Below are 24,664 nucleotides of genomic sequence, written 5' to 3' on the forward strand. Positions count from 1 at the left end.
CGGACTAGCTTCGGGGACATGGATCGGAAGACAATGCGGCTGTCCGCGGAAATGCGCCAACTCGTCGATTACGAGAATCGGGCGATCAGCATTACGGCCTATTCGGGTGACCTGATTCCCAGCCTGTTGCAGACCGCCGATTACGCCCGCGCCTCGATGCTGCGGGACCGGGAGATTCCGGCGGAGGAAATCGACGAGCGGGTCGCCATCCGCATCGCCCGCCAGGACGTCTTCGACCGCCCGGATCCCGGGCGGTACACGTTCTTCGTGCACGAGCGCGCCCTGCTCTCCCCGATCGGCGACAACGACATCATGGCCCGGCAACTGCGGCACCTGGCGCGGGTGGGCACCCGGCCGCAGGTTTCGGTGCGGGTGGTGCCCGCGTCCTCGGGGACCGATCCGCGGCACGCCGAACCGTTCGCGCTGATGGAATTCGCCGACGCGCCGCCGGTCGTCTACGTGGAAACGGAGACCACGTTGCGGCGGGTGGAAAACCTCGCGGAGGTGCCGCGGGACGTGTTGCGGAACCTGGGCGACCGCTAGCGTTCGCGTGCCCGTTCGGCCTGCCGGCGACTGGCGTAGTAGCCGGAGTTCGCGAGGAGTTCGGTGTGCGTGCCGCAGAAGTGCGTCCATCCGAGGTCCCTTCACCGGTTGCGCAGGACGCCTATAGGTAGGCGTACTACATGTAGCGGTCGAATCTATGAATTCAGGGACGGTTCAGGGAAATATCAGGGATGTCCCAGGGTTACCCGCGCCCGGTTCCGATGAGTAGAGTGCCTATGCATGAAAGCGGACGCGCTGCGCGGACATCTCGATGCCCTGCTGCTGGCCGTGCTCGACGGGAAGAAGCTGCACGGCTACGCGATCATCGAGGCGTTGCAGCTGCGCAGCGACGGCGCGCTGGACCTGCCGACCGGCACGGTGTACCCGGCGCTGCGCCGGCTCGAGCGGGCCGGTTACCTGGCCAGCGAATGGGACGTGGTGTCCGGCCGCAAGCGCCGGACCTATCGGCTCACCCGCGCCGGGCAGCGCGCGCTGGCGGCCGAGCGCGCCGAATGGCGGGAGTTCACCTCGGTCATCGGGGGAGTTCTGGAGGGCGGGACATGACGGGTGCGGCGGTGATCGACGGGTACCTCGGCGACCTGGCCGCGCGCCTGCGGGGGCCGTCCCGGGTGAAGGGCGACCTGCTCGCGGAGGCGCGCGACGGGCTCACCGACGCCGCCGACGCCTACCGGGACGCCGGATATCCCGATTCCGCCGCCGAGCGGCGCGCGGTCGACGAGTTCGGCGACCTCGACGTCGTCGCCCGGGAGTACCAGGCCGAACTCGGGGTGGCCAGCGGCGTGCACGCGCTGCGCACGGTGGTGTTCGCGTTACCGGCCATGTACGTGGTGTGGGAGCTGACCCGGGCGGTGTGGTTCGGCGACTGGTCCCAGCTCCGGTCGCCGACGCCGGACTGGTACCGCCCGGTCGCCCTGCTGAACGACTACACCGGCAGCGCCCTGGCCGGGCTGAGCGTGCTGGCGCTGGTCGTCCTGCGGTTCGTCAGCCGCCGTGCGGGCAGCGCGCGGATCGGCCGGGGCATCGCGCTGCTGCTCGCCGTGCTGCTCGGCGTGCACGTCACGGTCCAGTTCGCGCTGCTCGGCGCGACCGGCCTGGTCGAGGTGGACCGGCTGTTCCTGAGCGTGCCGTGCGCCCTGGTCGGGTTCCTGTCGATCCTGGTGAGTGTGCGGCTGGTCGTGTTGGCGCGACGGTCCTGGACGTCCTGTGTCACGATCGTCGCGTGACCACCGCGCTGATCTACCTCGTCGTGATGCTCCTCGTGGCGGCCGTGGTGTTCCTGCTGGCCGCGGTCGTGTTCGGCCGGGGTGAGGAGCTCGCCCCGCTCGCGCCGGGCAGCTCGCCGACCAGACTGCCCGCCGAGGACATCACCGGCGACGACGTGCACGACGTGCGGTTCCAGCTCGTCCTGCGGGGGTACAAGATGTCCGAAGTGGACTGGGTGATGCGCAGGCTGGGTACCGAGATCGACGGCCTGCGGGCACGCGTGCGGGAGCTGGAGGCCGAGCGCGAGGTCTCGCAGTGACCGATGTCGCGTGCTCGGTGGAGATCGGCGCGCCGGCCGGGACGACCTGGCTCGCGCTGACCGACTGGTCCCGGCAGGGCGAGTGGATGCTCGGCACCGAGGTGCACGTGATCGAGGGCAACGGGCGCAGCGTCGGCTCCCGGCTGTCGGCGTTCACCGGCGTGGCCGGGATCGGGTTCACCGACACCATGGAGATCATCGGCTGGGAGCCCCCGATTCGCTGCACGGTCCGGCACGTGGGCAAACTGATCCGCGGAACCGGCGCGTTCCACGTGCAGGGCAAGGGGCCGCAGCGGTCCACTCTGGTCTGGTCCGAACAGCTGATCCCGCCGTTCGGGCTGCTCGGGCGGCTCGGCTGGCCGGTGGCCAAACCGGCGTTCACCCTGGGGCTGCGGCATTCGCTGCAGAAGTTCGCGCGGTTCGCCGAGGCGTATTCGATGGGGGAAACGTGAGCGAACTACTGGGGTCGGACGGCGTGGCCCGCTGTTCCTGGGGCAATTCGGCCCCGGACTACGCCGTGTACCACGACACCGAATGGGGCGTGCCGCTGCACGGCGAGCAGGCCCTCTACGAGCGGCTGTGCCTGGAGTCCTTCCAGTCCGGCCTGTCCTGGATCGTCATCCTGCGCAAACGCGAAGGCTTCCGGCGGGCGTTCGCGGACTTCGACCCGGTGAAGGTCGCCGAGTTCGGCGAGGACGACATCGGGCGGCTGCTCGAGGACGCGTCGATCGTGCGGAACCGCGCGAAGATCGTCGCCGCGATCACCAACGCCCGGGCGATCGCGGAACTCGACCGCCCGCTGGACGAACTCCTCTGGTCCTTCGCGCCCACCGGGAAACGCGCGCGCCCGCGCACGATGGCCGACGTCCCCGCCACCACCCCGGAATCCAAGGCCATGGCCAAGGAACTGAAGAAGCGCGGCTTCTCCTTCCTCGGCCCCACCACCTGCTACGCGCTCATGCAGGCCACCGGCATGGTCGACGACCACGTAACCGGCTGCTTCCGCGCCGCCTGACTGTCATGAGGGGACCCCTCCTGACGAATTTCGTCCGGAGGGGTCCCCTCATGACAGTGCTACTCCGAGATCAGGCGCCGGTGAAGTTCGGCTTCCGCTTGGTGACGAAGGCTTCGACGGCTTCGCGGTGGTCGGCGGTCGCGCCGAGCGCGCCCTGGGCGGCGTCCTCGGCGGCCAGCGCCTCGTCGAGGGTGCTCTCGGCGGCCGCGGTCAGCACGCTCTTGATCTTGGCGTAGGCGACGGTCGGGCCGGAGGCGAGGCGCGCGGCCACGGCCTGGGTGCGGGCGGCCAGTTCGTCGTCGGCGACGACCTCGCCGACCAGGCCGAGGCGCTGGGCCTCTTCGGCGTCGACCGTGCGGGCGAGCAGCATCAGCTCGGCGGCGCGGCCGTAGCCGATCAGCCGCTGCAGCGTCCAGGACGCGCCGGAGTCCGGGCCGAGGCCGACGTTGGCGAAGGCCATCAGGAAGTTCGCCGAGCTCGCCGCGATCCGCAGGTCGCTGGCGTACGCGAACGCGGCGCCCGCGCCCGCCGCCGGGCCGTTCACCGCGGCGATCACCGGCTTCGGCATGTCGACGATCGCGCGGACGATCGGGTTGTAGTGGTCGGCCACCGTGCGCAGCGGCGACGGGTCGCCCGCCTGCAGCAGGCCGACGTGCTCCTTGAGGTCCTGGCCCGCGCAGAACGCCTTCCCGGCGCCGGTCAGCACGACCGCGCGCACGCCGGTGTCCGCCGCGGCCTCGCGCAGCGCCGCGAGCAGGCGCTCCTTCAGCTCGACCGTGAGCGAGTTGTACGCCTTCGGACGGTTCAGCGTCAGCGTGCGCACCCCGTCGGCATCGGCGGTCAGCAACACGTCCTCGGTGGTCACAGATGTCCTCCTGGTAAAAGGGGCCGGCAAGCGGGAGTCTGGCAGCCCCGCGAGCCGCATACCAGCACCTATGCAACACGAAAAGATCGGTCCGCGTTCGCGCCCCCGTACTGATGAGGGAGAATGGTCACAACCCGGTTGGCTTAGGCGAGCGCGACCCGGGCGCGCCGGTTGAGACGGAGGGAGCACGCTATGGCGGCCATGAAGCCCCGGACCGGAGATGGTCCCCTTGAGGTGACTAAGGAGGGGCGGGGCCTCGTGATGCGCGTACCGCTCGAGGGTGGTGGGCGTCTCGTCGTCGAGCTGTCGGCCGAGGAGGCCAAGGATCTAGGCGTGGCCCTGCAGGAGGCCACCAGCTGAGTTAGTTCCCGCCGAGCTGGACGAACATCCCAGCCGGTCCCCCGTTTCTTCCGCACCCCGGTCTCGCGTGCCGAGACCGGGGTCGTGGTTCGTCTGCCCATAAAGATCGTGGTTCCCCTCGCCATGATCCCCAGCCCCGAGCGTGGAGGTCAGGAGATGGCGCGCACCCTCAGCAAGGCACTGCCGTCCGTTCCCAGTTCGTTGGCCGAAGTCGAGGTCATCGACTCGGCCCGGCGTGGCGCGGCGGTGGCCGTGCTCGTCCGGTCGCCCGAAGATGATGCCGCGCTCGAACCCGATCCGGTTTCCGGGGTGCGCCCCTCCGGCAAGGCCGGTGACGTGCGGCTCGCGTCCGGTCCCGACGGCGGGGTGCGCTGGCTGGCCGGCATCGGGACCGGCGAGCCGAAGCAGCTCCGTGGTGCGGGCGCCGCGCTCGCCCGCGCCGCCGACGCGCACATCGCCGCGGAGACCGAGGCCGGGGCGCGGCCGCCGCGGGCCGTGCGGATCGAAGTGGGCGAGAACCTGCGGGGCGAGGACGTGGCCTGGCTGGTCACCGGGTTCCTGCTCGGCGGCTACCGGTTCACGGTCAGCGCGGAACCGGCGAAACCGGGCGTGCGCGCCCTGCACCTGCTGGCGCCGACCGAGCGCGTGGCCGAGTACGCCGAAGTGGTCGCCCGGGTGCGCGCGCTCGCCGAGGCCACCGTGCTGGCCCGGGACCTGGCCAACACCCCGTCGAACGTGAAGGACCCGGCCTGGCTCGCGGAGACCGCGGAACGCGTCGCCGACGGCGTGCCGAACCTGCGGGTCACCGTGCGCGACGAGATCTGGCTGGCCGAACAGGGCTTCGGCGGTGTGCTCGCGGTCGGCGGCGGCTCGGCGAGCCCGCCCCGGCTGATCGAGGCCGAATACCGGCCGCGCGGCGCGAAGACGCACCTGCTGCTGGTCGGCAAGGGCATCACGTTCGACACCGGCGGGTTGTCGATCAAGCCCGCGGACGGGATGCACCTGATGCGGACCGATATGGCGGGCGGCGCGGCCGTGATCGCCGCGGTCCGCGCCATCGCGTCGCTGCGGCTCGGCGTGCGCGTGACCGCGCTCGTGCCCGCCGCCGAGAACCACGTGTCCGGTGGCGCGTACCGGCCCGGGGACGTGGTCCGGCACTACGGCGGCCGGACGACCGAGGTCGCCAACACCGACGCCGAGGGCCGGATGGTCCTCGCCGACGCGCTCGTCTACGGGATCCGGCGGTTCAAACCGGACGCGGTGGTGGACGCGGCGACCCTGACCGGCGCCATGAAGGTCGCGCTGGGCCTGCGGACCGGCGCCCTGTTCGCGAACGACGACGACCTGGCGGAGCGGGTGCTGGCGGCCGGTGGCGACGCGGGCGAGGCGTGGTGGCGGATGCCGCTGCTCGACGCGCACGCCGACGCGGTCCGCGGTGAGCTGGGGGACGTGACGCAGGCGCCGTCCGGGCCCGGCGGCATCACCGCGGCGCTGTTCCTGCGCGAGTTCGTCGACGGGGTGCCGTGGGCGCACCTGGACATCGCGGGGCCCGCGCGGGCGGACAAGAACTACGCGGAGGTGGTGCCCGGCGCGACCGGGTTCGCCGCGCGCACGCTGGTCGAACTGGCGGCCTCTTACGCCTGAGCCCGCACGTAGTCGCGGAAGACGCGCACGGCCGGGGTGAGCGGCTCGTGCGCGGGCCAGGCGAGGCAGATCGAGCGGGTCACCACCGGCTGGAGGGGGACCTCGGTGACCCCCGCGGGCGGGCCGGGGTCGAAGCGGGGGAGCAGTGCGACCCCGAGCCCGGCGGCGACCAGTCCGCGCACGGTGTCGGATTCCTGGCCCTCGAACGCGATGCGGGGTTCGAAGCCTTCGCGCGCGCAGAGTTCGTCGGTGATCTGGCGGAGGCCGTAGCCGTGTTCGAGCGTCACGAACTCCTCGTCGGCCAGTTCGGCCCAGCGGATCGTCGAGCGGTTCGCCAGGCGGTGGGCGTGCGGGACGGTGAGGACGAGTTCCTGCTGGCTCAGCACCACCGCGTCCAGGGCGGGATCGTCGGGCACCGGGGCGAGCAGGGCGAGGTCGAGTTCGCCGCCGGTGAGCCGGTCGAGCATGTCCTGGCGGGAGCCCTGGGCGAGGGTGAACCGGATCCGCGGGTGGGCGGCGCGGAAGCCGCGGACCAGTTCGGGGACCAGGGACCGGCCGAGCAGGTGCAGGAAGCCGAGCACGACGTGGCCGCTGGCCGGATCGATCTCCTCGCGGGCCTGGCGGGCGCCCGTTTCCACGGCGGCCAGTGCGCGTTCGGCGGCTTCGGCCAGCTGGGCGCCCGCCCGGGTCAGCCGGATGCCGCGACCGGCGGGGCGGGTGAGCGGGGCGCCGAGCGCGTCGCCGAGGGCGGCCAGGCGGCGGCTGACCGTCGGCTGGGGGACGCCGAGCAGCTCGGCCGTTTTCGTGATGTTCGCCGTAGTGCGGAGGGCGGCGAGCATGGCCAGGTTCGGGGCGAGCCGGGTCACGAGGCTTTCATTCGTCACGGTATGGATAGTCGCAGATAGACGTATTAGACGTATTGGTTAGCCGCACTTAGCTTCGGTGCGTGGCTACCTCACTGTTCGCCGATCGGGTTTCCGGCACGCGCCGGGTGACGGTCGCCGTCGCGGCCGCCGGGATTTCGTCGTTCGCGCTGCTGTATGCGCCGCAACCGGTGTTGCCGCAGCTCGCGGCGCAGTTCCGGCTCGATCCGGGCGGGGCGTCGCTGGCGGTCAGCGTCGCGACCGGGGCGCTGGCGATCAGTGTGCTGCCGATCGCGGCGCTGTCCGAGGTCATCGGGCGGCGGCCGATCATCCTGACCTCGGTGATCGTGTCGGTGGTGCTGGGCCTGCTGCTGCCGCTGGCACCGTCGTACCCAGCGCTGCTGGTGCTGCGGGCGTTGCAGGGGATCGCGATCGCGGGGTTCCCCGGAGTGGCGGCGGCGTACCTGGCGGAACGGCTCGGCGCGGCGGGGGTCGCCGCGGCGGTCGGGGCGATGATCGCGGGGAACACGGTCGGCGGGATGCTGGGGCGGCTGTCCGCCGGGTTCACCGCGGACTGGCTCGGCTGGCACGGCGCGCTGGCCGTGGTGGCCGGTCTGTCGCTGGTGTTTTCCCTGGTCACCGTGGCGACCCTGCCCCCGGCGCCGCGGCAGGAAGGGACCTTTGCTCCGGCTGAACGTGAGCGAGGGACCTTTACTACCGAAAAACGTGAGCAAAGGTCCCTTCCTAAAAAATCCGCCGCCCGGAACGTGCTGCGCGGCCTGGGCCTGGCGATCCGGCGGCCCGTGCTCCTCGCCCAGTACGCGGTCGCGCTGCTGGCCATGGGTTCCTTCGTCGCGCTGTACAACGCCGCCGGGTTCCGGCTGACCGGCGAGCTCGGCCTCGCGCCCGCCGTCGCGTCGCTGGTCTTCCTCGCCTACGCGATGGGTGCGGTCTCCTCGGCCACCGCGGGCCGCCTGATCGGCCGCTTCGGCCGTCCCCGCGCCCTGGTCGGCGGCCTCGCCGTCACGATCGGCGGCGCCGCGCTGACCATCCCCGACTCGCTCCCGCTGGTCGTGCTCGGGTTCGTCGTGCTCACCGGCGGGTTCTTCGCCGCGCACGCCGTCGCGAACGGGTGGGCGGCGGCCGAGGCGCCCGCGCGGGCTCGCGGCCAGGTCGCCGGGCTGTACACGCTGGCCTACTACCTCGGCAGCAGCCTCGGCGGGACCATCGGCAGCTTCGTCTACGGCCACGCCGGCTGGAACTGGCTGATCGGCGCCACCGCCGTCTGGCTCGCGCTCGCCGCGTCGTCGGTGTTCCTGACCCGGCGAACCTAGGAAGCGGACGCGACCAGCAGGCCCCCGCCGACCGGAAGCAGCGCGGGGACCAGGCGCTCGTCCTCGCGGATCGCACGCGCCACCTCCCGCATGGCCAGCGTCTCGGCGTCGCGGCGGGACGGATCGCCCAGCCAGCCGCCCGCCAGGACGTTGTGGAACGCGATCACGCCACCGGGGCGCAGCAGGTGCACGCCGTGCTCGTAGTAACTCGGGTACTCGGCCCGCGTGGCGTCGATGAACACCAGGTCGTACCCGCCGCTGGTCAGCCGGGGCAGCACGTCGAGGGCGCGCCCCATGATCAGCCGGGTGCGCCCGGCCGGGAACCCCGCGTCGAGGAACGTCTTGCGCGCGGCGCGGTGGTACTCCGGTTCGATGTCGATCGAGGTCAGCACACCGTCCTCGGCCATCCCGCGCAGCAGGTAGAGCCCGCTGACCCCGGCGCCGGTGCCGATCTCCACCACGGCCCGCGCCCGCAGCGCCGCCGCGAGGAACCGCAGCGAGGCGCCCCCGGCCGGGCTGAGCGGGGACAGGCCGAAGTCGTCCGCCCGGCCGCGGGCGGCGACGAGCACCTCGTCGTCGGGCAGGTAGCCGTCGAGGTAATCACCGAGGCCTGCCGAAGCGGAGATGTGCGTCTCGGAGCTCACCCGAGGAGGTTAGCGCTGGTTGTCGATAAATCCGTGCAGGCTGACCCGCACGTCATCCTAAGTTCCCCAAGTTCTCTCAGGCTCTTCTCAGCGCCGTCTCACTACAACCATAAGGAAGTCAGTGAAACTACGTCTGACAAACAGGGAACACAGTGCGGATGGCCCGCGTTGGGTGGAGTAGTAGGGAGACAAGCCTGATGGAGGTGCCTTCCCCGCCGATGCAGAACAGCCCGATGACCGAGGCCGAGCCGGTGACGGTGGACCACGCCGAGTGGACGCCGCCGTCCTGGGACGAGGTCGTGCGCGAACACGCCGACCGGGTGTACCGCCTCGCCTACCGCCTCACCGGTAACATGCACGACGCCGAGGACCTCACCCAGGAGACGTTCATCCGGGTGTTCCGCTCCCTGGCCTCGTACAAGCCCGGCACGTTCGAGGGCTGGCTGCACCGGATCACCACGAACCTCTTCCTCGACATGGCGCGCCGCCGCGCCCGCGTGCGCATGGAGGGGCTGCCCGAGGACACCGACCGGATCGTCGGCGACGACCCGAGCCCGGAGCAGGTGTACTCCGACACCCATCTCGACCCCGACCTGCAGGCCGCGCTCGACGAGCTGCCGCCGGAGTTCCGCGCCGCGGTCGTGCTGTGTGACGTCGAGGGCCTCTCGTACGAGGAGATCGGCGCGACGCTCGGCGTGAAGCTGGGCACCGTGCGCAGTAGGATTCACCGCGGCCGCCAGGCGCTGCGTGCCTCGCTGGAACGCCGCCGCGCCCTCAAGAACGAGCCTGTGGGGTCGACGGTATGACCGAACCGCGCGGTTGGGGACTTCCCGAGTCGCATCTTCTCCCGGACGCCGTAGTCGCCTTCGTCGACGGAGAACTGTCGCTGGGCGCACAGGATCGCGCGTCGTCGCATATCGCCCGCTGCCCATCCTGCGCCGCCGAGGTCGCCGCGCAGCGGCAGGCCCGCGCCGCGGTGAAGCGCGCGGCGGCCCCGCCGATGTCCGCGGGTTTCCTGGCCAGCCTGCGCTCGATCCCGGAGCACACCGAACTCACCACCACCCCGGACAACCTGGCGATCACCCAGGACGGCCAGCTGGTCGCCATCCAGCGCCCGGACCGGGTGGCCGGACTGCGCGACGCGGGGCAACTCGGGGGCACCGCGCCGTTGGGAACAACCGCGCCACTGGGTAATTCGGCACTGGGCAATTCGCCGAACGTCCTGGGCGGGGGCCGGTTCGCCGGTTCGGCCCGCCGCCGTGCCGCACAGGGCGCGGGGGTCGTCGTGTCCGGGCTCGTGCTGAGCGCGCTGGCCCTGGTCGCCACGTCGAGCGGCGGCACCGGTGAAGAGCCGAACACCAGCCCGGGCGGCCCGCCGCCGGGTGTGCTGCGCGCCCAGCTCGGCGGCGTGCCGGAGGCGCCCGCGCCGACGACCACCACGACCACGCCCGCACCCGCCGGCAGCTTCGCGCCCGCCGCCCGCCCCTGAACCGCGGTCGAGCAGGCAACGCTCATTTCACCGGTCCGACGGCAGAATTTCCGGGGTGAGGCTTGGCGTATCGTCACGTCGAGCGACCACCGAATCCGTCTTCCCGGGGAATGATGAGCGAGCCGAACCCGCCCCAGAACCGTCCGGGCGAACCGCCGCGCGAGCAGCGGCTCACCCCCCGGCCCCTGGACCGCCCCGCGGTGGATCCGGCCCAGGCGGCGACCTTCGGCCGGCCGCGCGGGGTCGACGGCGCGTTCGACAAGCTCTACGCCCCCGATTCCCGCAACGGGAACGAGCCGGACAAGCTGCCGCTGGCGCCCCCACCGCCCGAATCGCTGGCCGAGGCGTTCCGCCGCCCGCCGGGCGCCGAGGACGTCGTGCTCCAGCGGCCGCACGACGACAACGGTTCCGCACCGGCCAACGGCTCGGAACCGCCGCTGTGGACGTCCTCGGCCGACCCGTGGCGGGATCCGGGCGCGGGCGCGGTGCTCGCGGGCCCCGCGGTCGGCGCCGAACGGGAGGCCGAAGCGGAAGCGCCGCGTCCGCGCGGCGCGATGCTGTCGCTGCCCGAGGTGCTGTTCGGCCGCCGGGTGAAGCCGACCGCGCTGGGCCTGCTCGGCGTGATCGCGCTGCTGATCGGCGCGCTCGGCGGGCTGGTCGGCTGGTGGCTGACCAGCACGGCCGAATCGCTCACCGGGGACGCCAAGATCTCCGAAGCCGAGGCGGGCAAGGAACGGGCTCCCGGCTCGATCGCCGACATCGCCAAGCGGATCGCCCCCTCGGTCATCTCGCTCGAGGTGGGCGCGCCCGGCCAGCCGGGCGGCCAGGGCTCGGGCGTGATGATCGACACCCAGGGCTACGCGATCACCAACGACCACGTGATCAGCGACGCCGTGCGGGATTCGAAGGTCAAGGTCACCGCGGTGTTCTTCGACGGCACCCGCGCCGAGGCCAAGGTCGTCGGCACCGATCCGAAGACCGATGTCGCGGTGATCAAGGTCGCGGTCAGCAATCCGGTCGCCATCCAGGTCGGCAAGTCCGCGGACCTGCAGGTCGGCGATTCGGTCATCGCGCTCGGCTCGCCGCTCGGCCTGGAGAACACCGTCACCCAGGGCATCGTGAGCGCGCTGAACCGGCCGGTCACCGCGGGCGGGACCAACGGCGAGCCGCCGGTCGTCTACGACGCCATCCAGACCGACGCCTCGATCAACCGCGGCAACTCCGGTGGTGCGCTGGTGGACTCGACCGGCGCGCTGATCGGCATCAACGAGTCGATCCGGACCGATGCCGGTCCGGGCGGGCAGGGCGGCAGCATCGGTCTCGGCTTCGCCATCCCGATCGACGACGCGATCAAGATCGCCCGCACGCTGATCAAGGACGGCCAGGTCAAGCACGCCGACATCGGGATCAACGCGTCTTCGGTGGAGGCCAGCACGTCGAAGGGCGCGCAGGTGCAGAACGTCGCGCCGGGCGGGCCCGCGGCGAAGGCCGGGATCGCCGAACAGGACGTGATCATCAAGGTCGGCGATCGCATGGTGCGCAACGCCGCCGAGCTGACCGTCGCGGTGCGGCGGCACAGCCCGGGGGACACGGTGCCGGTGCAACTGGTCCGGCAGGGAACACAGATCACCGTGGACGTTCCCCTGGGTTCGGATTGACCGGGTAGCGTGCGGAAGGCGGTATCCTGGGCGGCGGGATTGCCTGTGTGAGGCGGAGGTTTCGCGGTGTTCGAGAGCGTTGGCTGGGGCGAGATCCTCGTGCTCATCGTCGCCGGCCTGTTCATCCTTGGTCCGGAACGGCTGCCCGAAGCGGCCGCCTGGCTCGGCAAGGGCATGCGCAAGGTGCGCGATTTCGCCAGCGGCGCCCGCCAGCAGCTGCGGGACGAGATGGGGCCGGAGTTCGACGACTTCCGCAAGCCCCTGGAGGACCTGCGCCAGCTCCGGAACTTCGACCCGCGGCGCGCGGTCACCCAGCACCTGTTCGACGGCGACCCGGATCCGCTCGGGCTGAACGGGACGAGCGGGGGCAGCACCAAGCCGAACGGCTACCCGGTCGTCCAGTCCAACCCGCTGCCCGAACCCCTCAAACCCGGCGAGAAACCCCCGGTCGACCCGGACGCCACCTGATCTTGCGCGCGAATCGATAGCAAGGGACCTTTACTCACGTCTGGCCGTAGTAAAGGTCCCCCGCTCCCGGAGAACGATCGCGAAGGTCCCTTCCTGCCGCGCCGAGCGCCCCAGCGGGGTCGTGAGCGTTCCGACCGGTTAGAACCGGTCCAACCACTCACGACCCGGCCCCGCGGCGAGGCGACCACGTGGTTCCCTCGCCGCCTTGCCGGGTGAACTAGCGGCCGGTTGGGGTGACGTTGAGCATCATCCCGGCCAGCCCCCGGGCCCGGGTGGACAGCTTCGAGGCCGCCTCGCTCAGCACCTTCGACGCCGCGGCCTCCGGATCCGACAGCACGATCGGCGTGCCCGCGTCGCCCTGGGTCACCACCTTCGGGTCGAGCGGCACCTGACCCAGCAGCGGCACCGTGGACCCGGTCGTCGTGGACAGCGAATCGGCCACCAGCTGCCCGCCGCCGGAGCCGAAGATCTCCATCCGCGTGCCGTCCGGGGTCTCCAGCCACGACATGTTCTCGATCACCCCGGCGAGCCGCTGCCGGGTCTGCATCGCGATCGCGCCCGCCCGCTCGGCCACCTCGGCGGCGGCCTGCTGCGGCGTGGTGACCACCAGGATCTCCGCGTTCGGGATGAGCTGTGCCACCGAGATCGCGATGTCCCCGGTGCCCGGCGGCAGGTCCAGCAGCAGGATGTCCAGATCGCCCCAGAACACGTCGGCCAGGAACTGCTGCAACGCCCGGTGCAGCATCGGCCCGCGCCACACCACGGGCGTGTTGCCCGGGGTGAACATGCCGATCGAGATCACCTTCACGCCGTGCGCCTGCGGCGGCATGATCATCTTCTCGACCTTGGTCGGCTTCTCCCGCGCGCCGAGCATGCGGGGCACCGAGTGGCCGTAGATGTCCGCGTCGACCACGCCGACGGACAGCCCGCGCTGGGCCATCGCGACCGCGAGGTTCACCGTCACGCTCGACTTGCCGACCCCGCCCTTGCCGGACGCCACGCAGTACACCCGGGTCAGCGAGCCCGGCTGCGCGAACGGGATGACCGGCTCCTCGGCGTCCCCGCGCAGCGATTTGCGCAGCTCGGTGCGCTGCTCGTCGCTCATCACGTCCAGCTCGACGCGCACGTCCCGCACCCCGTCGAGCTTCCCGACCGCCGCGGTCGTGTCCTTGGTGATGGTGTCCTTGAGCGGGCACCCCGCGACCGTGAGGTAGATCCCCACGGTGACCAGGCCGTCGTCACCGACCACCACGTCCTTGACCATGCCCAGGTCGGTGATCGGTTTCTTGATCTCCGGGTCGTAGACGTTCTTCAACGCGGTGCGGACATCTTCGACGCTGGGGAGCTGCTGCGTGCTGGTCACTGCTCGAGCACCGGCCTTCTCTCGCGACAAAACTGCGGTTGTCCTCCATGTTACGGATCGGTAGCCGTGCCCGGTTCCGCACGCCCGCCTTTCTTCCGCCGCGGCTTGGTGTCCAGGTCCTCGCGGAGCTTGTCCAGCTCGCCGCGCAGGTAGTCCCGGGTCGCCACCTCGCCGATCGCCAGCCGCAGCGCGGCCAGCTCCCGGGCCAGGTATTCGGTGTCGGCCTTGGTCTGCGCGGCCCGGTTGCGGTCCTCCTCCAGGGATACCCGGTCCCGGTCGTCCTGCCGGTTCTGCGCGAGCAGGATCAGCGGCGCGGCATAGGCGGCCTGGGTGGAGAACGCCAGGTTGAGCAGGATGAACGGGTAGGGATCCCACTGCAGCGTCACCGCGGTGAGGTTGAGCACGATCCAGACGACGACGATCAGCGTCTGCCAGAACAGGTACTTCCCGGTGCCCAGGAAGCGGGCCAACCGCTCGGACAGCCGCCCGAAGGTGTCCGGGTCGATATTGAACGAAAAACGGCCCGATCCGCGGGGCTGGTCCAGCCTGCGCCTCGGCAGCAGCTCAGGCACGGTCCACCTCCGAGTCGGTCACGGTGTCGATCACCGGATCGCCGGCCACGTCGTGCAGTCCGGTCTCCCGCCAGCGCTCCGGCAGCAGGTGGTCCAGGACGTCGTCCACGGTGACCGCGCCGAGCAGGTGGTCTTCGGCGTCCACCACCGGTCCGCAGGCCAGGTTGTACGCCGCGAAATAGCGGGTGACCTCGGACAGCGGTGCGGTGGGGCGCAACGCGGCCAGATCGGTGTCCACCGCGCTGGCCACGAGTTCCGCGGGCGGTTCGCGGAGCAGCCGCTGGAAGTGCACGCAGCCGACGTACCGTCCGGTCGGCGTGTCGGTGGGCGGGCGGCAGACGAAAACCATGGTGGCCAGCGCGGCCGGTAGCTCGGGGTTGCGGATGTGGGCCAGCGCCTCGGCGACGGTCGCGTCCGGGGTGAGCACCACCGGTTCCGGGGTCATCAGCCCGCCCGCGGTGTCCGCGGAGTACGCCAGCAGCCGCCGCACCGGGGCCGACTCTTCCGGCTCCATCAGTTCCAGCAGGCGGCTCTGGTCGGCCGGGGTCAGCTCGGCGAGCAGGTCCGCGGCGTCGTCCGGGTTCATCGCCTCGAGGATGTCCGCGGCACGTTCCTCCGACAGGTGGGCGAGCAGTTCCTTCTGGTCCTCCTCGGGCAGTTCCTCGATGACGTCCGCCAGCTTCTCGTCGTCCATCGAGTCGGCGACCTCGTGGCGGCGTTTGAGCGGCAGGTCGCGCAGGGTCGCCGCGACGTCGACCGCGCGCATGGTGTCGAAGAGCATCAGCAGCTGCCCGGCGCCTTGCGGCTGACCGGACAGATCGGTGAGCCCGAGCCCGGCGACCTCCGACCACGGCACCACGTGCAGCGAGGACCGCCTGCGGCCCAGCCCGAGCCGGGCGCTGCGTTCCCGGATCGCGAGCTTGGCCAGCACCCAGTCCCGCGTGCGGGTCGGTTCCATCGCCGCGTCCACCACGGTGATCCTGGTGTCGGAGTCGACGAGCCGGGCGTGCGCGTCGAAGAGCTGGCCGAGCACGAGCACCTCGTTCGGCCGCTGGTGGAACCGGCGCATGTTCACCGAGCCGGTGGCCAGCGTCACCGCGTTCGGTTCGAGCGAGGTGACCCGCAGCATCGGCACGAACACCCGCCGCCGGGTGGACAGCTCGACCACCAGGCCCAGCACGCGCGGCGGCTGCTGGTCCAGGCGCAGCCCGGCGACCAGGTCGCGGACCTTCCCGATCGACTCCCCGTCCGGCCCGAAGACCGGAAGCCCGGCCAGCTGAGCAGCGAAAACCCGGTTCACGGCGGCCATGCCGCCAGGCTATCCGGTGTCGCTTCGCGTTGCTCAGTACGACGCGGCCGCCCAGCGGGCCAGGTGCGGGGCCGCCTGGAACGCGGGATCGTCCGAGTCCTCGAACTCGTCCGGATCCTCGTCGTCCTCGAGGTACCAGAGCCAGTTCTGCACCGCGCGCACCAGCGTCCACGCCCGCGCGCGGCCGGCGTCCAGCTCCGCGCCCGCGACCACGGCGGCGAACCGATCGTCCACTGTGGACTCCTCGAATCGGTTCCACAGCAAGGAGATCGTGCCCCACTCCGGGTCTCCGACCACCGGCTTCGGGTCGATGACCAGCCACGGTTCGCGGGTGCCCGCGAGCACGTTCTCGTAGTGCAGGTCCTCGTTCACCATCAACCGGTCCGCGGACGGGCCCAGGTCCCGGCAGACTTCGACGGCGGCGTCCACCAGGCGGCGCGGGAACGGCTCGCCGAGTTCCTTCCAGTCCCGCGGCAACTCCTCGACCAGGCGGGCGGCTTCCGCGCGCAGGTCGCAGGTCAGCCCCGGCGGGGCGGGCACGCAGAGGCGGCGCAGCAGCCCGGCGGCGACGCGGACCGCGTCGCCGATGGGCTCGGTCTGCAGCATCCGCCCGGAGTCCAGCCGCTCCAGGAGCATCGCGCCGCGCGCGGGATCCGACTCCAGCAGCAGGACCGCGCCGTCACCGTTCCATGTGGACAGTGCGACCGGCTCGTCCCGGGTGTCCTCGTCCAGCCAGGACAGCTTGAGCATCGCCCGCGTGCCGTCGGCGCGCCGCACCGGCAGGATCAGGCCCACGAAACCGTGCAGGGGGTCGCCGTCGGGTTCCAGCGACCACGCGCGGCAGTACCGGTCCGCCAGTCCGGGCAGCTCGGCCAGCCACGCCTCGCCCGCGGCGCCCTCGCGGTCGGCGGTCTGCTCGGCGAAGGCCGCGGGGATGATCAGTTCGCGCACGTGCCCAGCTTTTCAGCCCTGTCGAACGGTTTTCCCCGGCCCGCGTGACCGGAGTAACATCTCCAGGAGGGGTGCCTACCCCGGGAGGCGCCATGTTGGTGCAGATCATCGCCGCGGCCGCCATCGCGGGAGCCGCCTGGCTCGCCGCCGGTTTTCGCGTGGTCAGACAGTACGAGCGGGGCCTGGTGTTCCGGTTCGGCCGCGTCCGGGCCCGGGTCCGGGAACCCGGGCTGGCCTTCCTGATCCCGATCGCCGACCGGCTGCAGAAGGTGAACATGCAGATCGTCACCCTGCCCATCCCGGCGCAGGAGGGCATCACCCGCGACAACGTCACCGTGCGGGTGGACGCGGTGGTCTACTTCAAGGTCATCGAACCGGTGACCGCCGCGGTGAACGTGCAGGACTACCGGTTCGCCGTCGGCCAGGTCGCGCAGACCTCGCTGCGCTCGATCATCGGCAAGAGCGACCTCGACGATCTGCTCTCCAACCGGGAACGGCTCAACCAGGGCCTGGAGCTGATGATCGACAGCCCGGCGCTGGACTGGGGCGTCCACATCGACCGGGTGGAGATCAAGGACGTCGCGCTGCCGGAGTCGATGAAGCGGTCGATGTCCCGGCAGGCCGAGGCCGAACGGGAACGCCGCGCCCGGGTGATCTCCGCCGACGGCGAACTGCAGGCCTCGCACAAGCTGTCCCAGGCCGCGGCCACCATGGCCGACACCCCCGCGGCGCTGCAGCTGCGCCTGCTGGAGACGGTCGTCCAGGTGGCCGCGGAGAAGAACTCCACGCTGGTGCTGCCGTTCCCGGTGGAACTGCTGCGCTTCCTCGACCACGCCACCCGCGACGCCGGGCCCGCGCGGGAACAGGAACGGGCCCAGGCCAACGGGCAGCAGGTCGCACCGGCGCCGCGGACACCGGACGAACCCGCGCCGAGCACCTAGCCGGGCGGCACCGGGGTCAGGTGTACCAGCGCATCGAGATCCCGCCGATCAGGACGAGCAGCCAGAAGACCAGCCAGAGGCCGAGCACGACGTAGCCGATGATGAACGCGGCCTGCGCCATGCCCTGGCCACCCGCCTCACCGCGTTTCGCCTTCCCGTAGGCGAGGTGCCCGAGGATGATCCCGACGATGGTGACCGCGCCGCAGCTGACGATGCCGACCAGGGAGCAGACCAGCGCGCCGATGGCCATGCCGGTGTCCTGGTTCTGCACCGGCGGGCCGTACCCGTACGGCTGACCGTAGGGCTGCTGGCCGTACGGCTGCTGACCGTAGGGTTGTTGCGGATAAGGCTGCTGACCAGACGGCTGCTGCTGGCCGCCGGGCTGCTGCTCGTACGGATTCGGCGGATATGTCATGTCCTGTGCGACCCCTTGCGCTGAGCAGTTCCGGGCAGCGAAAAAGGCTCCCCTCCCGGGAGCATCTCACATCCGGCCGCGGATCACCGGAGTCCCGCCGAGCCCAGAACCGCCAAGCCGAAGAACAGCCAGAGCAACAACGGGATCAACCAGAGACCGACGATGACGTAGCCGATGATGATTCCGGCTTGGGCCATGCCCTGGCCGCCCGCCTCGCCCCGCTTGGCCTTGCTGTACCCGATGTGGCCGAAGACGATGCCCAGGATCGCCGGGAGGCAGAAGAGAATGCCGACCAGGGAACACACCAGGCTCGCGACGGCCATGCCCTGTTCCTGCTGGGGCGGCGGCCCGTAGCCGTAGCCGTAGGGCTGCATCGGGTACTGCGCCCCGTAGGGCTGCATCGGGTATTGCTGGTACTGCTGGGGATAGGGCTGCGATCCCGACGGCGGTCGCGGATCGTACGGGTTCGGTGGATTGGTCATGCTGCCCCCTCGCGTCCTCCCCAGGCTGCCCGATCACCGTACTCACCTTGGGGTGAGCATCGTCATGGCGCCATCGCCCGGCAGGGGTCATACTCACCGGTAACCCATCGCGCCACGAAAAGGGAGCATGCATGGCCCGCCTCGCGCAGACTGCCGGTCTCACCGACGTGCAGTCCGAGATCCTGTCCACGGTCCGGTCTTTCGTGGACAAGGAGGTCATCCCGCACGCGCAGGAACTGGAGCACTCCGACACCTATCCGGCGGACATCGTCGAGGGCATGAAGGAGATGGGCCTGTTCGGGATCACCATTCCCGAGGAGTACGGCGGCCTCGGCGAGTCGCTGCTGACCTACGCGTTGGTCGTGGAGGAGATCGCGCGCGGCTGGATGAGCGTTTCCGGCGTGATCAACACCCATTTCATCGTGGCGCACATGATTTCCCGGCACGGCACCCCGGAACAGAAGCAGCATTTCCTGCCGCGCATGGCGACCGGTGAGGTGCGCGGTTCGTTTTCCATGTCCGAGCCGGATCTCGGTTCCGATGTGGCGGCCATCAAAACCCGGGCGAAGAAGGACGGGGACGACTACGTCATCGACGGGTCGAAGATGTGGCTGACCAACGGCGGCACGTCGAACCTGATCGCGTTGCTGGTGCGCACCGACGAGGGCGCCGAGAAACCGCACCAGAACCTCACCACGTTCCTGGTGGAGAAGCCGGAGGGTTTCGGTGAGGTCGCGCCCGGGCTGACCATTCCCGGGAAGATCGACAAAATGGGGTACAAGGGCGTCGACACCACCGAGGCGGTGTTCGACGGATTCCGCGTCGGCGGCGACCAGGTGCTCGGCGCGGCGCCGGGCAAGGGTTTCTCGTTCATGATGGACGGGATCGAGGTCGGCCGGGTCAACGTGGCCGCCCGGGCTTGCGGGATCGCGATCCGCGCGTTCGAACTGGCCGTGGAGTACGCCCAGCAGCGCAAGACGTTCGGCAAGGCGATCGCCGAGCACCAGGCGGTCGCGTTCAAACTCGCCGAGATGGCCACCAAGGTCGAGGCCGCGCACCTGATGATGGTGAACGCCGCGCGGCTCAAGGACACCGGCGCGCGCAACGACGTCGAGGCCGGGATGGCCAAGCTCATCGCCAGCGAATACTGCGCCGAGGTCACCCAGGACGCGTTCCGGATCCACGGCGGCTACGGGTACTCGAAGGAATACGAGATCGAACGCCTGATGCGGGAGGCGCCGTTCCTGCTCATCGGCGAGGGCACCAGCGAGATCCAGAAGACGATCATCAGCCGCGGGCTGCTGCGCGAGTACAAGTCGAAGGGCTAAACGCGGGAACACTAGCCATCTGATCTTGGTCGCGGAAGGACACGTTGGAGTGAATCCATCTCGACCAAGATCGTTTCGGCTTTCCGGGCCCGATCCGCTGAGTTAGATTCCCGACGCCTCATCGGCTACCCGGGATGGTGATTCAGTGGTTCGACGCAGTGTGTTCGGCGTCCTGGTCCTCCCGGTTGTCGCGGTCGCCGCGCTGACCGGATGCGACGGCGACGGCACCGCCGTGGGCGGCGACGGCGGGTCCCAGCCCGGTACCACCAGCGGCTTGGTGGTCTCACCCCCGGCCCCGCCCGCGCCGCCGTCGAGCGCTTCGTCCGTCGCGCCGACCCCGACCCCCGCGGGCGGCGGGTACAACCTGCAGGCGAAGCTGGACGAGTTGCTCAACGGCGCCCCGCTCCGGTTCGACCCGGACAGCGTCCAGCTCTCCGAGGCCAGCAAGGCGACCATCAAGCAGATCGCCGAGGCGGCGCACTGCCCGCCGGGCGCGAAGCTCGAGGTCATCGCGACGGCCCGGTTCGAGGACGGCAAGAAGGCGACCGAGGTTTCCCAGCAGCGCGCGGACGCGGTCGTCCAGGGACTCATCGCCGGCGGGATCGCCCCGGAACGGATCACGGCGAAGGGCGTCGGCAACGAGGGCATCGGCGGCGACGACGCCACCCTCGGCGTCAAGATCAAAGTCGTCTAGCCCCTCCGCTCCTTTCGCGCAGCGGGGGGAGCAAGGGAGCTTTACTACGGTTCAACCGGAGTAAAGGTCCCTCGCTCCCGATCAGGCGGAGTAAAGGTCCCTTCCTGCCGGTGAGCTTCGCGGTCCCCGGGGCGCGGTGTGGTGCCGGACACCGGGCTCGCCTGGCGGCTGCCCCATGCCGGATTCGCGTGGTTACCTTGACATTGGCAGGATGGAAACATCCGTTCGAGCAAGGCATGGGTGATGATCGTGACCGGTCCATTCTCGTCAGCAGGACGCTCCCCCCAGGGGCACCCCCGCCTGCCGACGCCGCCGTCCGGGTGGCCGATCGGCTCCTACGGCACCTACTCCGAGGCGCAACGCGCCGTCGAACACCTTGCGGACAACGACTTCACCGTCGAGGACGTCACCATCGTCGGCGTCGACCTGATGCTGGTCGAGCGGGTGATCGGCCGCCTGTCCTGGGGCAAGGTGCTCGGCACCGGCGCGGTCTCCGGCGCCTGGTTCGGCCTGTTCGTCGGCGTGCTGCTGTCCATGTTCAGCAACCAGAGCGGCTTCAACTACCAGCCGATCCTGGTCGGCCTGTTCTCCGGTGTGCTGTTCGGCCTGGTGTTCGCCGCCATCAGCTACGCCTCCACCAAGGGGCGCCGCGACTTCTCCTCGGCGAGCCAGCTCGTCGCCGGCCGCTACGACGTGCTGTGCCAGCCGCGCAACGCCGAGCAGGGCCGCGACCTGCTCGCCAAGCTGGCCATGAAACCCTCCTGAGTCACCCCTACTGCGACGATTGGTCTAGGGGTTCGCTACCCTGGCGAGCTTTTGACCTGCACCGGCGGAATTGCCCATCTGGAGCATTTCGCTGAATCGTTACGGTTGTTGCTTGATTGCGATCATCACCGGGCATAGGTTGCTCAGCACCAGCCGGGCGCTCGCGTGCTCATTCGTGCGCTCTCGCCCGGCTCCATGCACGTCGGGGTGCAGGTGCGGTGCGTCTCGCCGCGCCCGCGTTCCGGTCCGGCCGCTGACGCCGGGGTGTGCGCGCTGGGAAGGAGGCCTGATGGGGAAAGCGAGCGGTCGACCACGACGTCGAATCGCCGCCGCGCTCGGTGCCGGGATGATGGCGGCGGGGCTGCTGACCGCCTGTGGTTCGGCGAGCGGCATGAAAATCAACATCTACTACGCGCCGGAAGACAACTTCCAGTCCGTTGTGGACAATTGCAACAAGAAAGCCGCCGGACGCTACGAAATCGTCTACAACAAGCTGCCACGCGGCGCGGACGACCAGCGCCAGCAGATGGTCCGGCGACTCGCCGCGGGCGACGACACCCTGGACATCCTGGGGCTGGACGTGAACTGGGTGTCCGAGTTCGCCGAGGCCGGTTGGGCCGCGGAATGGACCGGTGACAACAAGGCGAAGGCCTCCGAAGGTGTGCTGGCCGGCCCGCTGGAGACGGCGACCTGGAAGGGCAAGCTCTACGGCGCGCCGAAGAACACCAACGTCCAGCTGCTCTGGTACGACGACCGGGTCACCCCGAAGCCCCCGGAGACCTGGGACGAGATGATCGCCCAGGCCGAGGCGCTCAAGGCGCAGGGCAAACCGCACCAGATCCTGTTCACCGGCGCCCAGTACGAGGGCCTGGTGGTCATCTACAACACGCTGGTCGAGTCCGCGGGCGGGCACATCATCTCCGACGACGGCAAATCCGTGGTGATGGACGAGGGCGCGGTGAAAGCCCTGGAGATCCTCAAGCGGGTCACCTCCTCGGGCATCACCAACCCGTCGCTGACCAACCAGAAGGAGGACGACGTCCGCCAGTCGTTCCAGCGCGGCGAGGGTGCGTTCGAGCTGAACTGGCCGTTCGTCTACCCGTCCTTCGCCAAGGAGAAGAAGGCGGACCTGCCGCACTTCAAGTGGTCCACCTATCCCGCGGTGATCCCGGGAACGCCGCCGCGCACCACGATCGGCGGGTACGACCTGGCGGTGAGTTCGTACTCGAACCACAAGCCGGAGGCCTTCGAGGCGGCGCTGTGCCTGCGCAGCCAGGAGAACCAGAAGTTCTCCGCGCTCAAGGACGGCGTCCCGCCGACCATCGAGGCGATCTACACCGACACCACCGGGCTGGACCCGAGCAAACCGGCGGGTGACGACAACCCGAGCATGGACACGAAGTACCCGATGCGCGAGACCATTCTCGCCGCGCTCAAGAACGCCGCGGTCCGGCCGCTCACCCCGGCCTACCAGAGCGCGTCCACGGTCATCTCCAAACTGCTCTCGCCGCCCTCGGCCATCGACCCGAAGGCCACCGCGGACAAGCTCCGCGAGCAGATCGGTGATGCGCTGCAGTCGAAGGGAGTCATCCCGTGACCACCCAGGGACCTTCACCGGCCGAGACGGTCGTCGGCTCGACGGCGATCAAGGAGGCGGGCCGGACCCCGGCCAAGCACAAGAAACCCGCGCTGAGCGAGGGGAAGAAGGCGGAGCGGCGGCTCGGGCTGCTGCTGTGCGCCCCGGCCGCGATCGTGATGATCGCGGTCACCGGGTGGCCGATCATCTACTCGATCTGGCTCTCGCTGCAACGGTACGACCTGCGGTTCCCGGCGCAGCAGGAGTTCGTGGGCCTGGCCAACTACGCCGCGGTGCTGACGAACGGCTACTGGTGGACCGCGTTCGGCACGACCATGCTGCTGACCGTGGTCTCGGTGGCCATCGAACTGGTGCTGGGCATGGCGCTCGCGCTGATCATGCACCGCACGATCGTCGGCCGCGGCCTGGTGCGCACGGTTTCCCTGATCCCGTACGGCATCGTGACGGTGGTGGCGGCGTTCTCCTGGTACTTCGCGTGGACGCCGAAGACCGGCTACCTGGCCGATCTGCTCGCGTCGGATTCCGCGCCGCTGACCGAATGGCTGCCCTCGCTGGGCATCATCGTGCTGGCCGAGGTCTGGAAGACCACGCCGTTCATGGCTCTGCTGCTGATGGCGGGGCTGGCCCTGGTGCCCGACGACCTGCTCAAGGCCGCCTCGATGGACGGCGCGAACGCGTGGCAGCGGTTCACCAAGGTGATGCTGCCGGTGATGAAACCGGCGATCCTGGTGGCGCTGCTGTTCCGCACGCTGGACGCGTTCCGGATCTTCGACAACATCTTCGTGCTCACCAACGGCGCGCAGGACACGTCGTCGGTGTCGATGCAGACCTACAACAACCTGCTCAAGGGGTTGAACCTCGGCATCGGTTCGACGATGGCGGTGCTGATCTTCCTCACGGTCGCGCTCATCGCGTTCGTGTTCATCAAGTTGTTCGGCACGGCCGCGCCCGGCAGCGATCAAGGGGGTAAGCGCTGATGGCCATCACAGGTGCGGTCACCACCGGCCGCAAGGTCAAGTGGACGCTGATCGACATCGTGGTCGTGGTGTACGCGATCGTCCCGGTGTTGTGGATCGTCTCGCTTTCCTTCAAGACCAAGGAAACGCTCACCGACGGGAACTTCATCCCGCGCGAGTGGACCCTGCAGAACTACGCGGACATCTTCGACACCACCGAGTTCATCCGCGCGCTGGTGAACTCGATCGGCATCGCGATCATCGCGACGGTGATCGCCGTGGTGCTCGGCACGATGGCCGCGTACGCGATCGCCCGGCTCGACTTCCCCGGCAAGCAGCTGCTGGTCGGGGTGTCGCTGCTGATCGCGATGTTCCCGCAGGTTTCGCTGGTGACGCCGCTGTTCAACATCGAACGGCAGCTCGGCCTGTTCGACACCTGGCCGGGGCTGATCCTGCCCTACATCACCTTCGCGCTGCCGCTGGCGATCTACACGCTGTCGGCGTTCTTCCGCGAGATCCCGTGGGAGCTGGAGAAGGCCGCGAAGATGGACGGCGCCACCCCGGGCCAGGCGTTCCGGCGGGTCATCGCCCCGCTGGCCGCGCCCGGCGTGTTCACCACGGCGATCCTGGTGTTCATCTTCTGCTGGAACGACTTCCTGTTCGCCATCTCGCTGACGTCCACCGAGGCGTCGCGCACGGTCCCGGCGGCACTGTCGTTCTTCACCGGGGCCTCGCAGTTCGAGGACCCGACCGGGACGATCTCCGCGGCCGCCGTGGTGATCACCATCCCGATCATCCTGTTCGTGTTGTTCTTCCAGCGCCGCATCGTCGCGGGGCTGACGTCCGGCGCCGTTAAGGGGTAGCA

The 24,664-nt window shown here is 70.1% G+C and carries 29 protein-coding genes; 20 read left to right on the plus strand and 9 right to left on the minus strand.

The window, feature by feature from the left end:
- Positions 1 to 18: 18 nt before the first annotated feature.
- The 6 genes from FXO23_RS15390 (at position 19) to FXO23_RS15415 (ending at position 3,101) form a co-directional block, all read left to right on the plus strand.
- Entirely contained in the window at positions 19 to 543 is a 525-nt protein-coding gene (locus tag FXO23_RS15390; protein WP_158885314.1) for a DUF5753 domain-containing protein, read from the plus strand.
- 240 nt (positions 544 to 783) lie between these two features.
- The gene (locus FXO23_RS15395; protein WP_158885316.1) at positions 784 to 1,107 is read left to right on the plus strand and encodes a helix-turn-helix transcriptional regulator; all 324 of its coding nucleotides are present in this window, start codon (positions 784 to 786) and stop codon (positions 1,105 to 1,107) included.
- The gene (locus FXO23_RS15400) at positions 1,104 to 1,787 is read left to right on the plus strand and encodes a permease prefix domain 1-containing protein (protein WP_246257280.1); all 684 of its coding nucleotides are present in this window, start codon (positions 1,104 to 1,106) and stop codon (positions 1,785 to 1,787) included. Before FXO23_RS15395 ends, FXO23_RS15400 begins: the two co-directional genes overlap by 4 nt.
- A complete protein-coding gene (locus FXO23_RS15405) occupies positions 1,784 to 2,086 on the plus strand; it encodes a DivIVA domain-containing protein (RefSeq protein WP_158885318.1) in 303 nt (100 codons plus the stop codon). Before FXO23_RS15400 ends, FXO23_RS15405 begins: the two co-directional genes overlap by 4 nt.
- Entirely contained in the window at positions 2,083 to 2,538 is a 456-nt protein-coding gene (locus FXO23_RS15410) for an SRPBCC family protein (RefSeq protein ID WP_158885320.1), read from the plus strand. Before FXO23_RS15405 ends, FXO23_RS15410 begins: the two co-directional genes overlap by 4 nt.
- On the plus strand, positions 2,535 to 3,101 hold the full coding sequence (locus FXO23_RS15415; protein WP_158885322.1) for a DNA-3-methyladenine glycosylase I: 567 nt from the start codon (positions 2,535 to 2,537) through the stop codon (positions 3,099 to 3,101). Before FXO23_RS15410 ends, FXO23_RS15415 begins: the two co-directional genes overlap by 4 nt.
- Before the next feature lie 70 nt (positions 3,102 to 3,171).
- On the opposite strand, the gene FXO23_RS15420 is transcribed toward FXO23_RS15415, so the two are convergent.
- The gene (locus FXO23_RS15420; RefSeq protein WP_158885324.1) at positions 3,172 to 3,966 is read right to left on the minus strand and encodes an enoyl-CoA hydratase-related protein; all 795 of its coding nucleotides are present in this window, start codon (positions 3,964 to 3,966) and stop codon (positions 3,172 to 3,174) included.
- A gap of 192 nt (positions 3,967 to 4,158) precedes the next feature.
- Here FXO23_RS15420 and FXO23_RS15425 point away from each other — a divergent pair, with 192 nt between their 5' ends.
- On the plus strand, positions 4,159 to 4,326 hold the full coding sequence (locus FXO23_RS15425; RefSeq protein ID WP_081617745.1) for a DUF3117 domain-containing protein: 168 nt from the start codon (positions 4,159 to 4,161) through the stop codon (positions 4,324 to 4,326).
- A 156-nt stretch (positions 4,327 to 4,482) separates the two neighbouring features.
- Positions 4,483 to 5,970: a leucyl aminopeptidase family protein gene (locus FXO23_RS15430; RefSeq protein WP_158885326.1), complete on the plus strand. Its 1,488-nt coding sequence runs from the start codon at positions 4,483 to 4,485 to the stop codon at positions 5,968 to 5,970.
- Here the strand turns inward: FXO23_RS15430 and FXO23_RS15435 are convergent.
- Complete coding sequence (locus FXO23_RS15435) at positions 5,961 to 6,809, minus strand: LysR family transcriptional regulator (RefSeq protein WP_158885601.1); 849 nt, start codon at positions 6,807 to 6,809, stop codon at positions 5,961 to 5,963. The genes FXO23_RS15430 and FXO23_RS15435 overlap by 10 nt on opposite strands.
- Positions 6,810 to 6,961: 152 nt before the next feature.
- Here FXO23_RS15435 and FXO23_RS15440 point away from each other — a divergent pair, with 152 nt between their 5' ends.
- Positions 6,962 to 8,167, plus strand: coding sequence for an MFS transporter (locus FXO23_RS15440; protein ID WP_179956785.1), 1,206 nt, complete (start codon positions 6,962 to 6,964; stop codon positions 8,165 to 8,167).
- Here FXO23_RS15440 and FXO23_RS15445 read toward each other — a convergent pair.
- Complete coding sequence (locus tag FXO23_RS15445) at positions 8,164 to 8,811, minus strand: O-methyltransferase (RefSeq protein ID WP_158885328.1); 648 nt, start codon at positions 8,809 to 8,811, stop codon at positions 8,164 to 8,166. The two genes, FXO23_RS15440 and FXO23_RS15445, sit on opposite strands and share 4 nt — an antisense overlap.
- 197 nt (positions 8,812 to 9,008) lie before the next feature.
- Here FXO23_RS15445 and sigE point away from each other — a divergent pair, with 197 nt between their 5' ends.
- The 4 genes from sigE to tatB all read left to right on the plus strand — a co-directional run bounded on the left by sigE (position 9,009) and on the right by tatB (position 12,426).
- Positions 9,009 to 9,617 carry an RNA polymerase sigma factor SigE gene (gene sigE, locus FXO23_RS15450; RefSeq protein WP_158885330.1) on the plus strand — a complete coding sequence of 203 codons (609 nt, stop codon included), beginning with the start codon at positions 9,009 to 9,011 and terminating at the stop codon, positions 9,615 to 9,617.
- Positions 9,614 to 10,300 carry a zf-HC2 domain-containing protein gene (locus FXO23_RS15455; protein ID WP_158885332.1) on the plus strand — a complete coding sequence of 229 codons (687 nt, stop codon included), beginning with the start codon at positions 9,614 to 9,616 and terminating at the stop codon, positions 10,298 to 10,300. The genes sigE and FXO23_RS15455 overlap by 4 nt, the downstream gene beginning before the upstream one ends.
- A 110-nt stretch (positions 10,301 to 10,410) precedes the next feature.
- The gene (locus FXO23_RS15460) at positions 10,411 to 11,958 is read left to right on the plus strand and encodes a trypsin-like peptidase domain-containing protein (protein WP_246257296.1); all 1,548 of its coding nucleotides are present in this window, start codon (positions 10,411 to 10,413) and stop codon (positions 11,956 to 11,958) included.
- Positions 11,959 to 12,024: 66 nt separating this feature from the next.
- The gene (gene tatB, locus FXO23_RS15465) at positions 12,025 to 12,426 is read left to right on the plus strand and encodes a Sec-independent protein translocase protein TatB (protein ID WP_158885336.1); all 402 of its coding nucleotides are present in this window, start codon (positions 12,025 to 12,027) and stop codon (positions 12,424 to 12,426) included.
- 217 nt (positions 12,427 to 12,643) lie between these two features.
- On the opposite strand, the gene FXO23_RS15470 is transcribed toward tatB, so the two are convergent.
- Genes FXO23_RS15470 through FXO23_RS15485 form a run of 4 tightly spaced genes read right to left on the minus strand, consistent with a single transcriptional unit; the run spans position 12,644 to position 16,621 of the window.
- A complete protein-coding gene (locus FXO23_RS15470; RefSeq protein WP_158885338.1) occupies positions 12,644 to 13,789 on the minus strand; it encodes an Mrp/NBP35 family ATP-binding protein in 1,146 nt (381 codons plus the stop codon).
- Between the two features lie 50 nt (positions 13,790 to 13,839).
- Positions 13,840 to 14,361, minus strand: coding sequence for a DUF1003 domain-containing protein (locus tag FXO23_RS15475; RefSeq protein WP_158885339.1), 522 nt, complete (start codon positions 14,359 to 14,361; stop codon positions 13,840 to 13,842).
- The gene (locus FXO23_RS15480; protein WP_158885340.1) at positions 14,354 to 15,670 is read right to left on the minus strand and encodes a magnesium transporter MgtE N-terminal domain-containing protein; all 1,317 of its coding nucleotides are present in this window, start codon (positions 15,668 to 15,670) and stop codon (positions 14,354 to 14,356) included. Before FXO23_RS15480 ends, FXO23_RS15475 begins: the two co-directional genes overlap by 8 nt.
- Positions 15,671 to 15,703: 33 nt before the next feature.
- Positions 15,704 to 16,621 (minus strand): aminoglycoside phosphotransferase family protein, encoded by a 918-nt coding sequence (locus tag FXO23_RS15485; protein ID WP_158885341.1) that lies wholly within the window; start codon positions 16,619 to 16,621, stop codon positions 15,704 to 15,706.
- A gap of 92 nt (positions 16,622 to 16,713) precedes the next feature.
- On the opposite strand from FXO23_RS15485, the gene FXO23_RS15490 reads away from it, so the two are divergent.
- Positions 16,714 to 17,562, plus strand: a complete 849-nt coding sequence (locus tag FXO23_RS15490; RefSeq protein WP_158885342.1) for an SPFH domain-containing protein — start codon at positions 16,714 to 16,716, stop codon at positions 17,560 to 17,562.
- 16 nt (positions 17,563 to 17,578) lie between these two features.
- Here the strand turns inward: FXO23_RS15490 and FXO23_RS15495 are convergent, their stop codons facing one another.
- Both FXO23_RS15495 and FXO23_RS15500 read right to left on the minus strand, forming a co-directional pair.
- A complete protein-coding gene (locus tag FXO23_RS15495) occupies positions 17,579 to 17,977 on the minus strand; it encodes a DUF4190 domain-containing protein (protein ID WP_158885343.1) in 399 nt (132 codons plus the stop codon).
- A gap of 83 nt (positions 17,978 to 18,060) precedes the next feature.
- Complete coding sequence (locus FXO23_RS15500) at positions 18,061 to 18,459, minus strand: DUF4190 domain-containing protein (RefSeq protein ID WP_158885344.1); 399 nt, start codon at positions 18,457 to 18,459, stop codon at positions 18,061 to 18,063.
- A gap of 131 nt (positions 18,460 to 18,590) precedes the next feature.
- Here FXO23_RS15500 and FXO23_RS15505 point away from each other — a divergent pair, with 131 nt between their 5' ends.
- The 6 genes from FXO23_RS15505 to FXO23_RS15530 all read left to right on the plus strand — a co-directional run bounded on the left by FXO23_RS15505 (position 18,591) and on the right by FXO23_RS15530 (position 24,662).
- Entirely contained in the window at positions 18,591 to 19,787 is a 1,197-nt protein-coding gene (locus tag FXO23_RS15505) for an acyl-CoA dehydrogenase family protein (RefSeq protein ID WP_158885346.1), read from the plus strand.
- Between the two features lie 145 nt (positions 19,788 to 19,932).
- Positions 19,933 to 20,481 carry an OmpA family protein gene (locus FXO23_RS15510; RefSeq protein WP_158885348.1) on the plus strand — a complete coding sequence of 183 codons (549 nt, stop codon included), beginning with the start codon at positions 19,933 to 19,935 and terminating at the stop codon, positions 20,479 to 20,481.
- Between the two features lie 243 nt (positions 20,482 to 20,724).
- The gene (locus FXO23_RS15515) at positions 20,725 to 21,246 is read left to right on the plus strand and encodes a YflT domain-containing protein (RefSeq protein WP_158885350.1); all 522 of its coding nucleotides are present in this window, start codon (positions 20,725 to 20,727) and stop codon (positions 21,244 to 21,246) included.
- 289 nt (positions 21,247 to 21,535) lie between these two features.
- A complete protein-coding gene (locus FXO23_RS15520; RefSeq protein WP_158885352.1) occupies positions 21,536 to 22,843 on the plus strand; it encodes an ABC transporter substrate-binding protein in 1,308 nt (435 codons plus the stop codon).
- 47 nt (positions 22,844 to 22,890) lie between these two features.
- Entirely contained in the window at positions 22,891 to 23,820 is a 930-nt protein-coding gene (locus tag FXO23_RS15525) for a carbohydrate ABC transporter permease (protein WP_246257331.1), read from the plus strand.
- Positions 23,820 to 24,662, plus strand: a complete 843-nt coding sequence (locus FXO23_RS15530; RefSeq protein WP_158885356.1) for a carbohydrate ABC transporter permease — start codon at positions 23,820 to 23,822, stop codon at positions 24,660 to 24,662. Before FXO23_RS15525 ends, FXO23_RS15530 begins: the two co-directional genes overlap by 1 nt.
- Positions 24,663 to 24,664 lie beyond the last annotated feature (2 nt).

It is taken from the genome of Amycolatopsis anabasis, from assembly GCF_009765355.1.
Lineage (GTDB): Bacteria > Actinomycetota > Actinomycetes > Mycobacteriales > Pseudonocardiaceae > Amycolatopsis > Amycolatopsis anabasis.

Excerpts from the sequence above, each read along its gene's own strand:
- FXO23_RS15515 (WP_158885350.1), top strand. The coding sequence starts at position 20,725 with ATGATCGTGACCGGTCCATTCTCGTCAGCAGGACGCTCCCCCCAGGGG.
- FXO23_RS15395 (WP_158885316.1), top strand. The coding sequence starts at position 784 with ATGAAAGCGGACGCGCTGCGCGGACATCTCGATGCCCTGCTGCTGGCC.
- FXO23_RS15505 (WP_158885346.1), top strand. The coding sequence starts at position 18,591 with ATGGCCCGCCTCGCGCAGACTGCCGGTCTCACCGACGTGCAGTCCGAG.
- FXO23_RS15390 (WP_158885314.1), top strand. The coding sequence starts at position 19 with ATGGATCGGAAGACAATGCGGCTGTCCGCGGAAATGCGCCAACTCGTC.
- FXO23_RS15430 (WP_158885326.1), top strand. The coding sequence starts at position 4,483 with ATGGCGCGCACCCTCAGCAAGGCACTGCCGTCCGTTCCCAGTTCGTTG.
- FXO23_RS15435 (WP_158885601.1), bottom strand. The coding sequence starts at position 6,809 with ATGCTCGCCGCCCTCCGCACTACGGCGAACATCACGAAAACGGCCGAG.
- sigE (WP_158885330.1), top strand. The coding sequence starts at position 9,009 with ATGGAGGTGCCTTCCCCGCCGATGCAGAACAGCCCGATGACCGAGGCC.
- FXO23_RS15490 (WP_158885342.1), top strand. The coding sequence starts at position 16,714 with ATGTTGGTGCAGATCATCGCCGCGGCCGCCATCGCGGGAGCCGCCTGG.
- FXO23_RS15520 (WP_158885352.1), top strand. The coding sequence starts at position 21,536 with ATGGGGAAAGCGAGCGGTCGACCACGACGTCGAATCGCCGCCGCGCTC.
- FXO23_RS15500 (WP_158885344.1), bottom strand. The coding sequence starts at position 18,459 with ATGACCAATCCACCGAACCCGTACGATCCGCGACCGCCGTCGGGATCG.
- FXO23_RS15425 (WP_081617745.1), top strand. The coding sequence starts at position 4,159 with ATGGCGGCCATGAAGCCCCGGACCGGAGATGGTCCCCTTGAGGTGACT.
- FXO23_RS15530 (WP_158885356.1), top strand. The coding sequence starts at position 23,820 with ATGGCCATCACAGGTGCGGTCACCACCGGCCGCAAGGTCAAGTGGACG.
- FXO23_RS15455 (WP_158885332.1), top strand. The coding sequence starts at position 9,614 with ATGACCGAACCGCGCGGTTGGGGACTTCCCGAGTCGCATCTTCTCCCG.
- FXO23_RS15400 (WP_246257280.1), top strand. The coding sequence starts at position 1,104 with ATGACGGGTGCGGCGGTGATCGACGGGTACCTCGGCGACCTGGCCGCG.
- FXO23_RS15460 (WP_246257296.1), top strand. The coding sequence starts at position 10,411 with ATGATGAGCGAGCCGAACCCGCCCCAGAACCGTCCGGGCGAACCGCCG.
- FXO23_RS15480 (WP_158885340.1), bottom strand. The coding sequence starts at position 15,670 with ATGGCCGCCGTGAACCGGGTTTTCGCTGCTCAGCTGGCCGGGCTTCCG.
- FXO23_RS15495 (WP_158885343.1), bottom strand. The coding sequence starts at position 17,977 with ATGACATATCCGCCGAATCCGTACGAGCAGCAGCCCGGCGGCCAGCAG.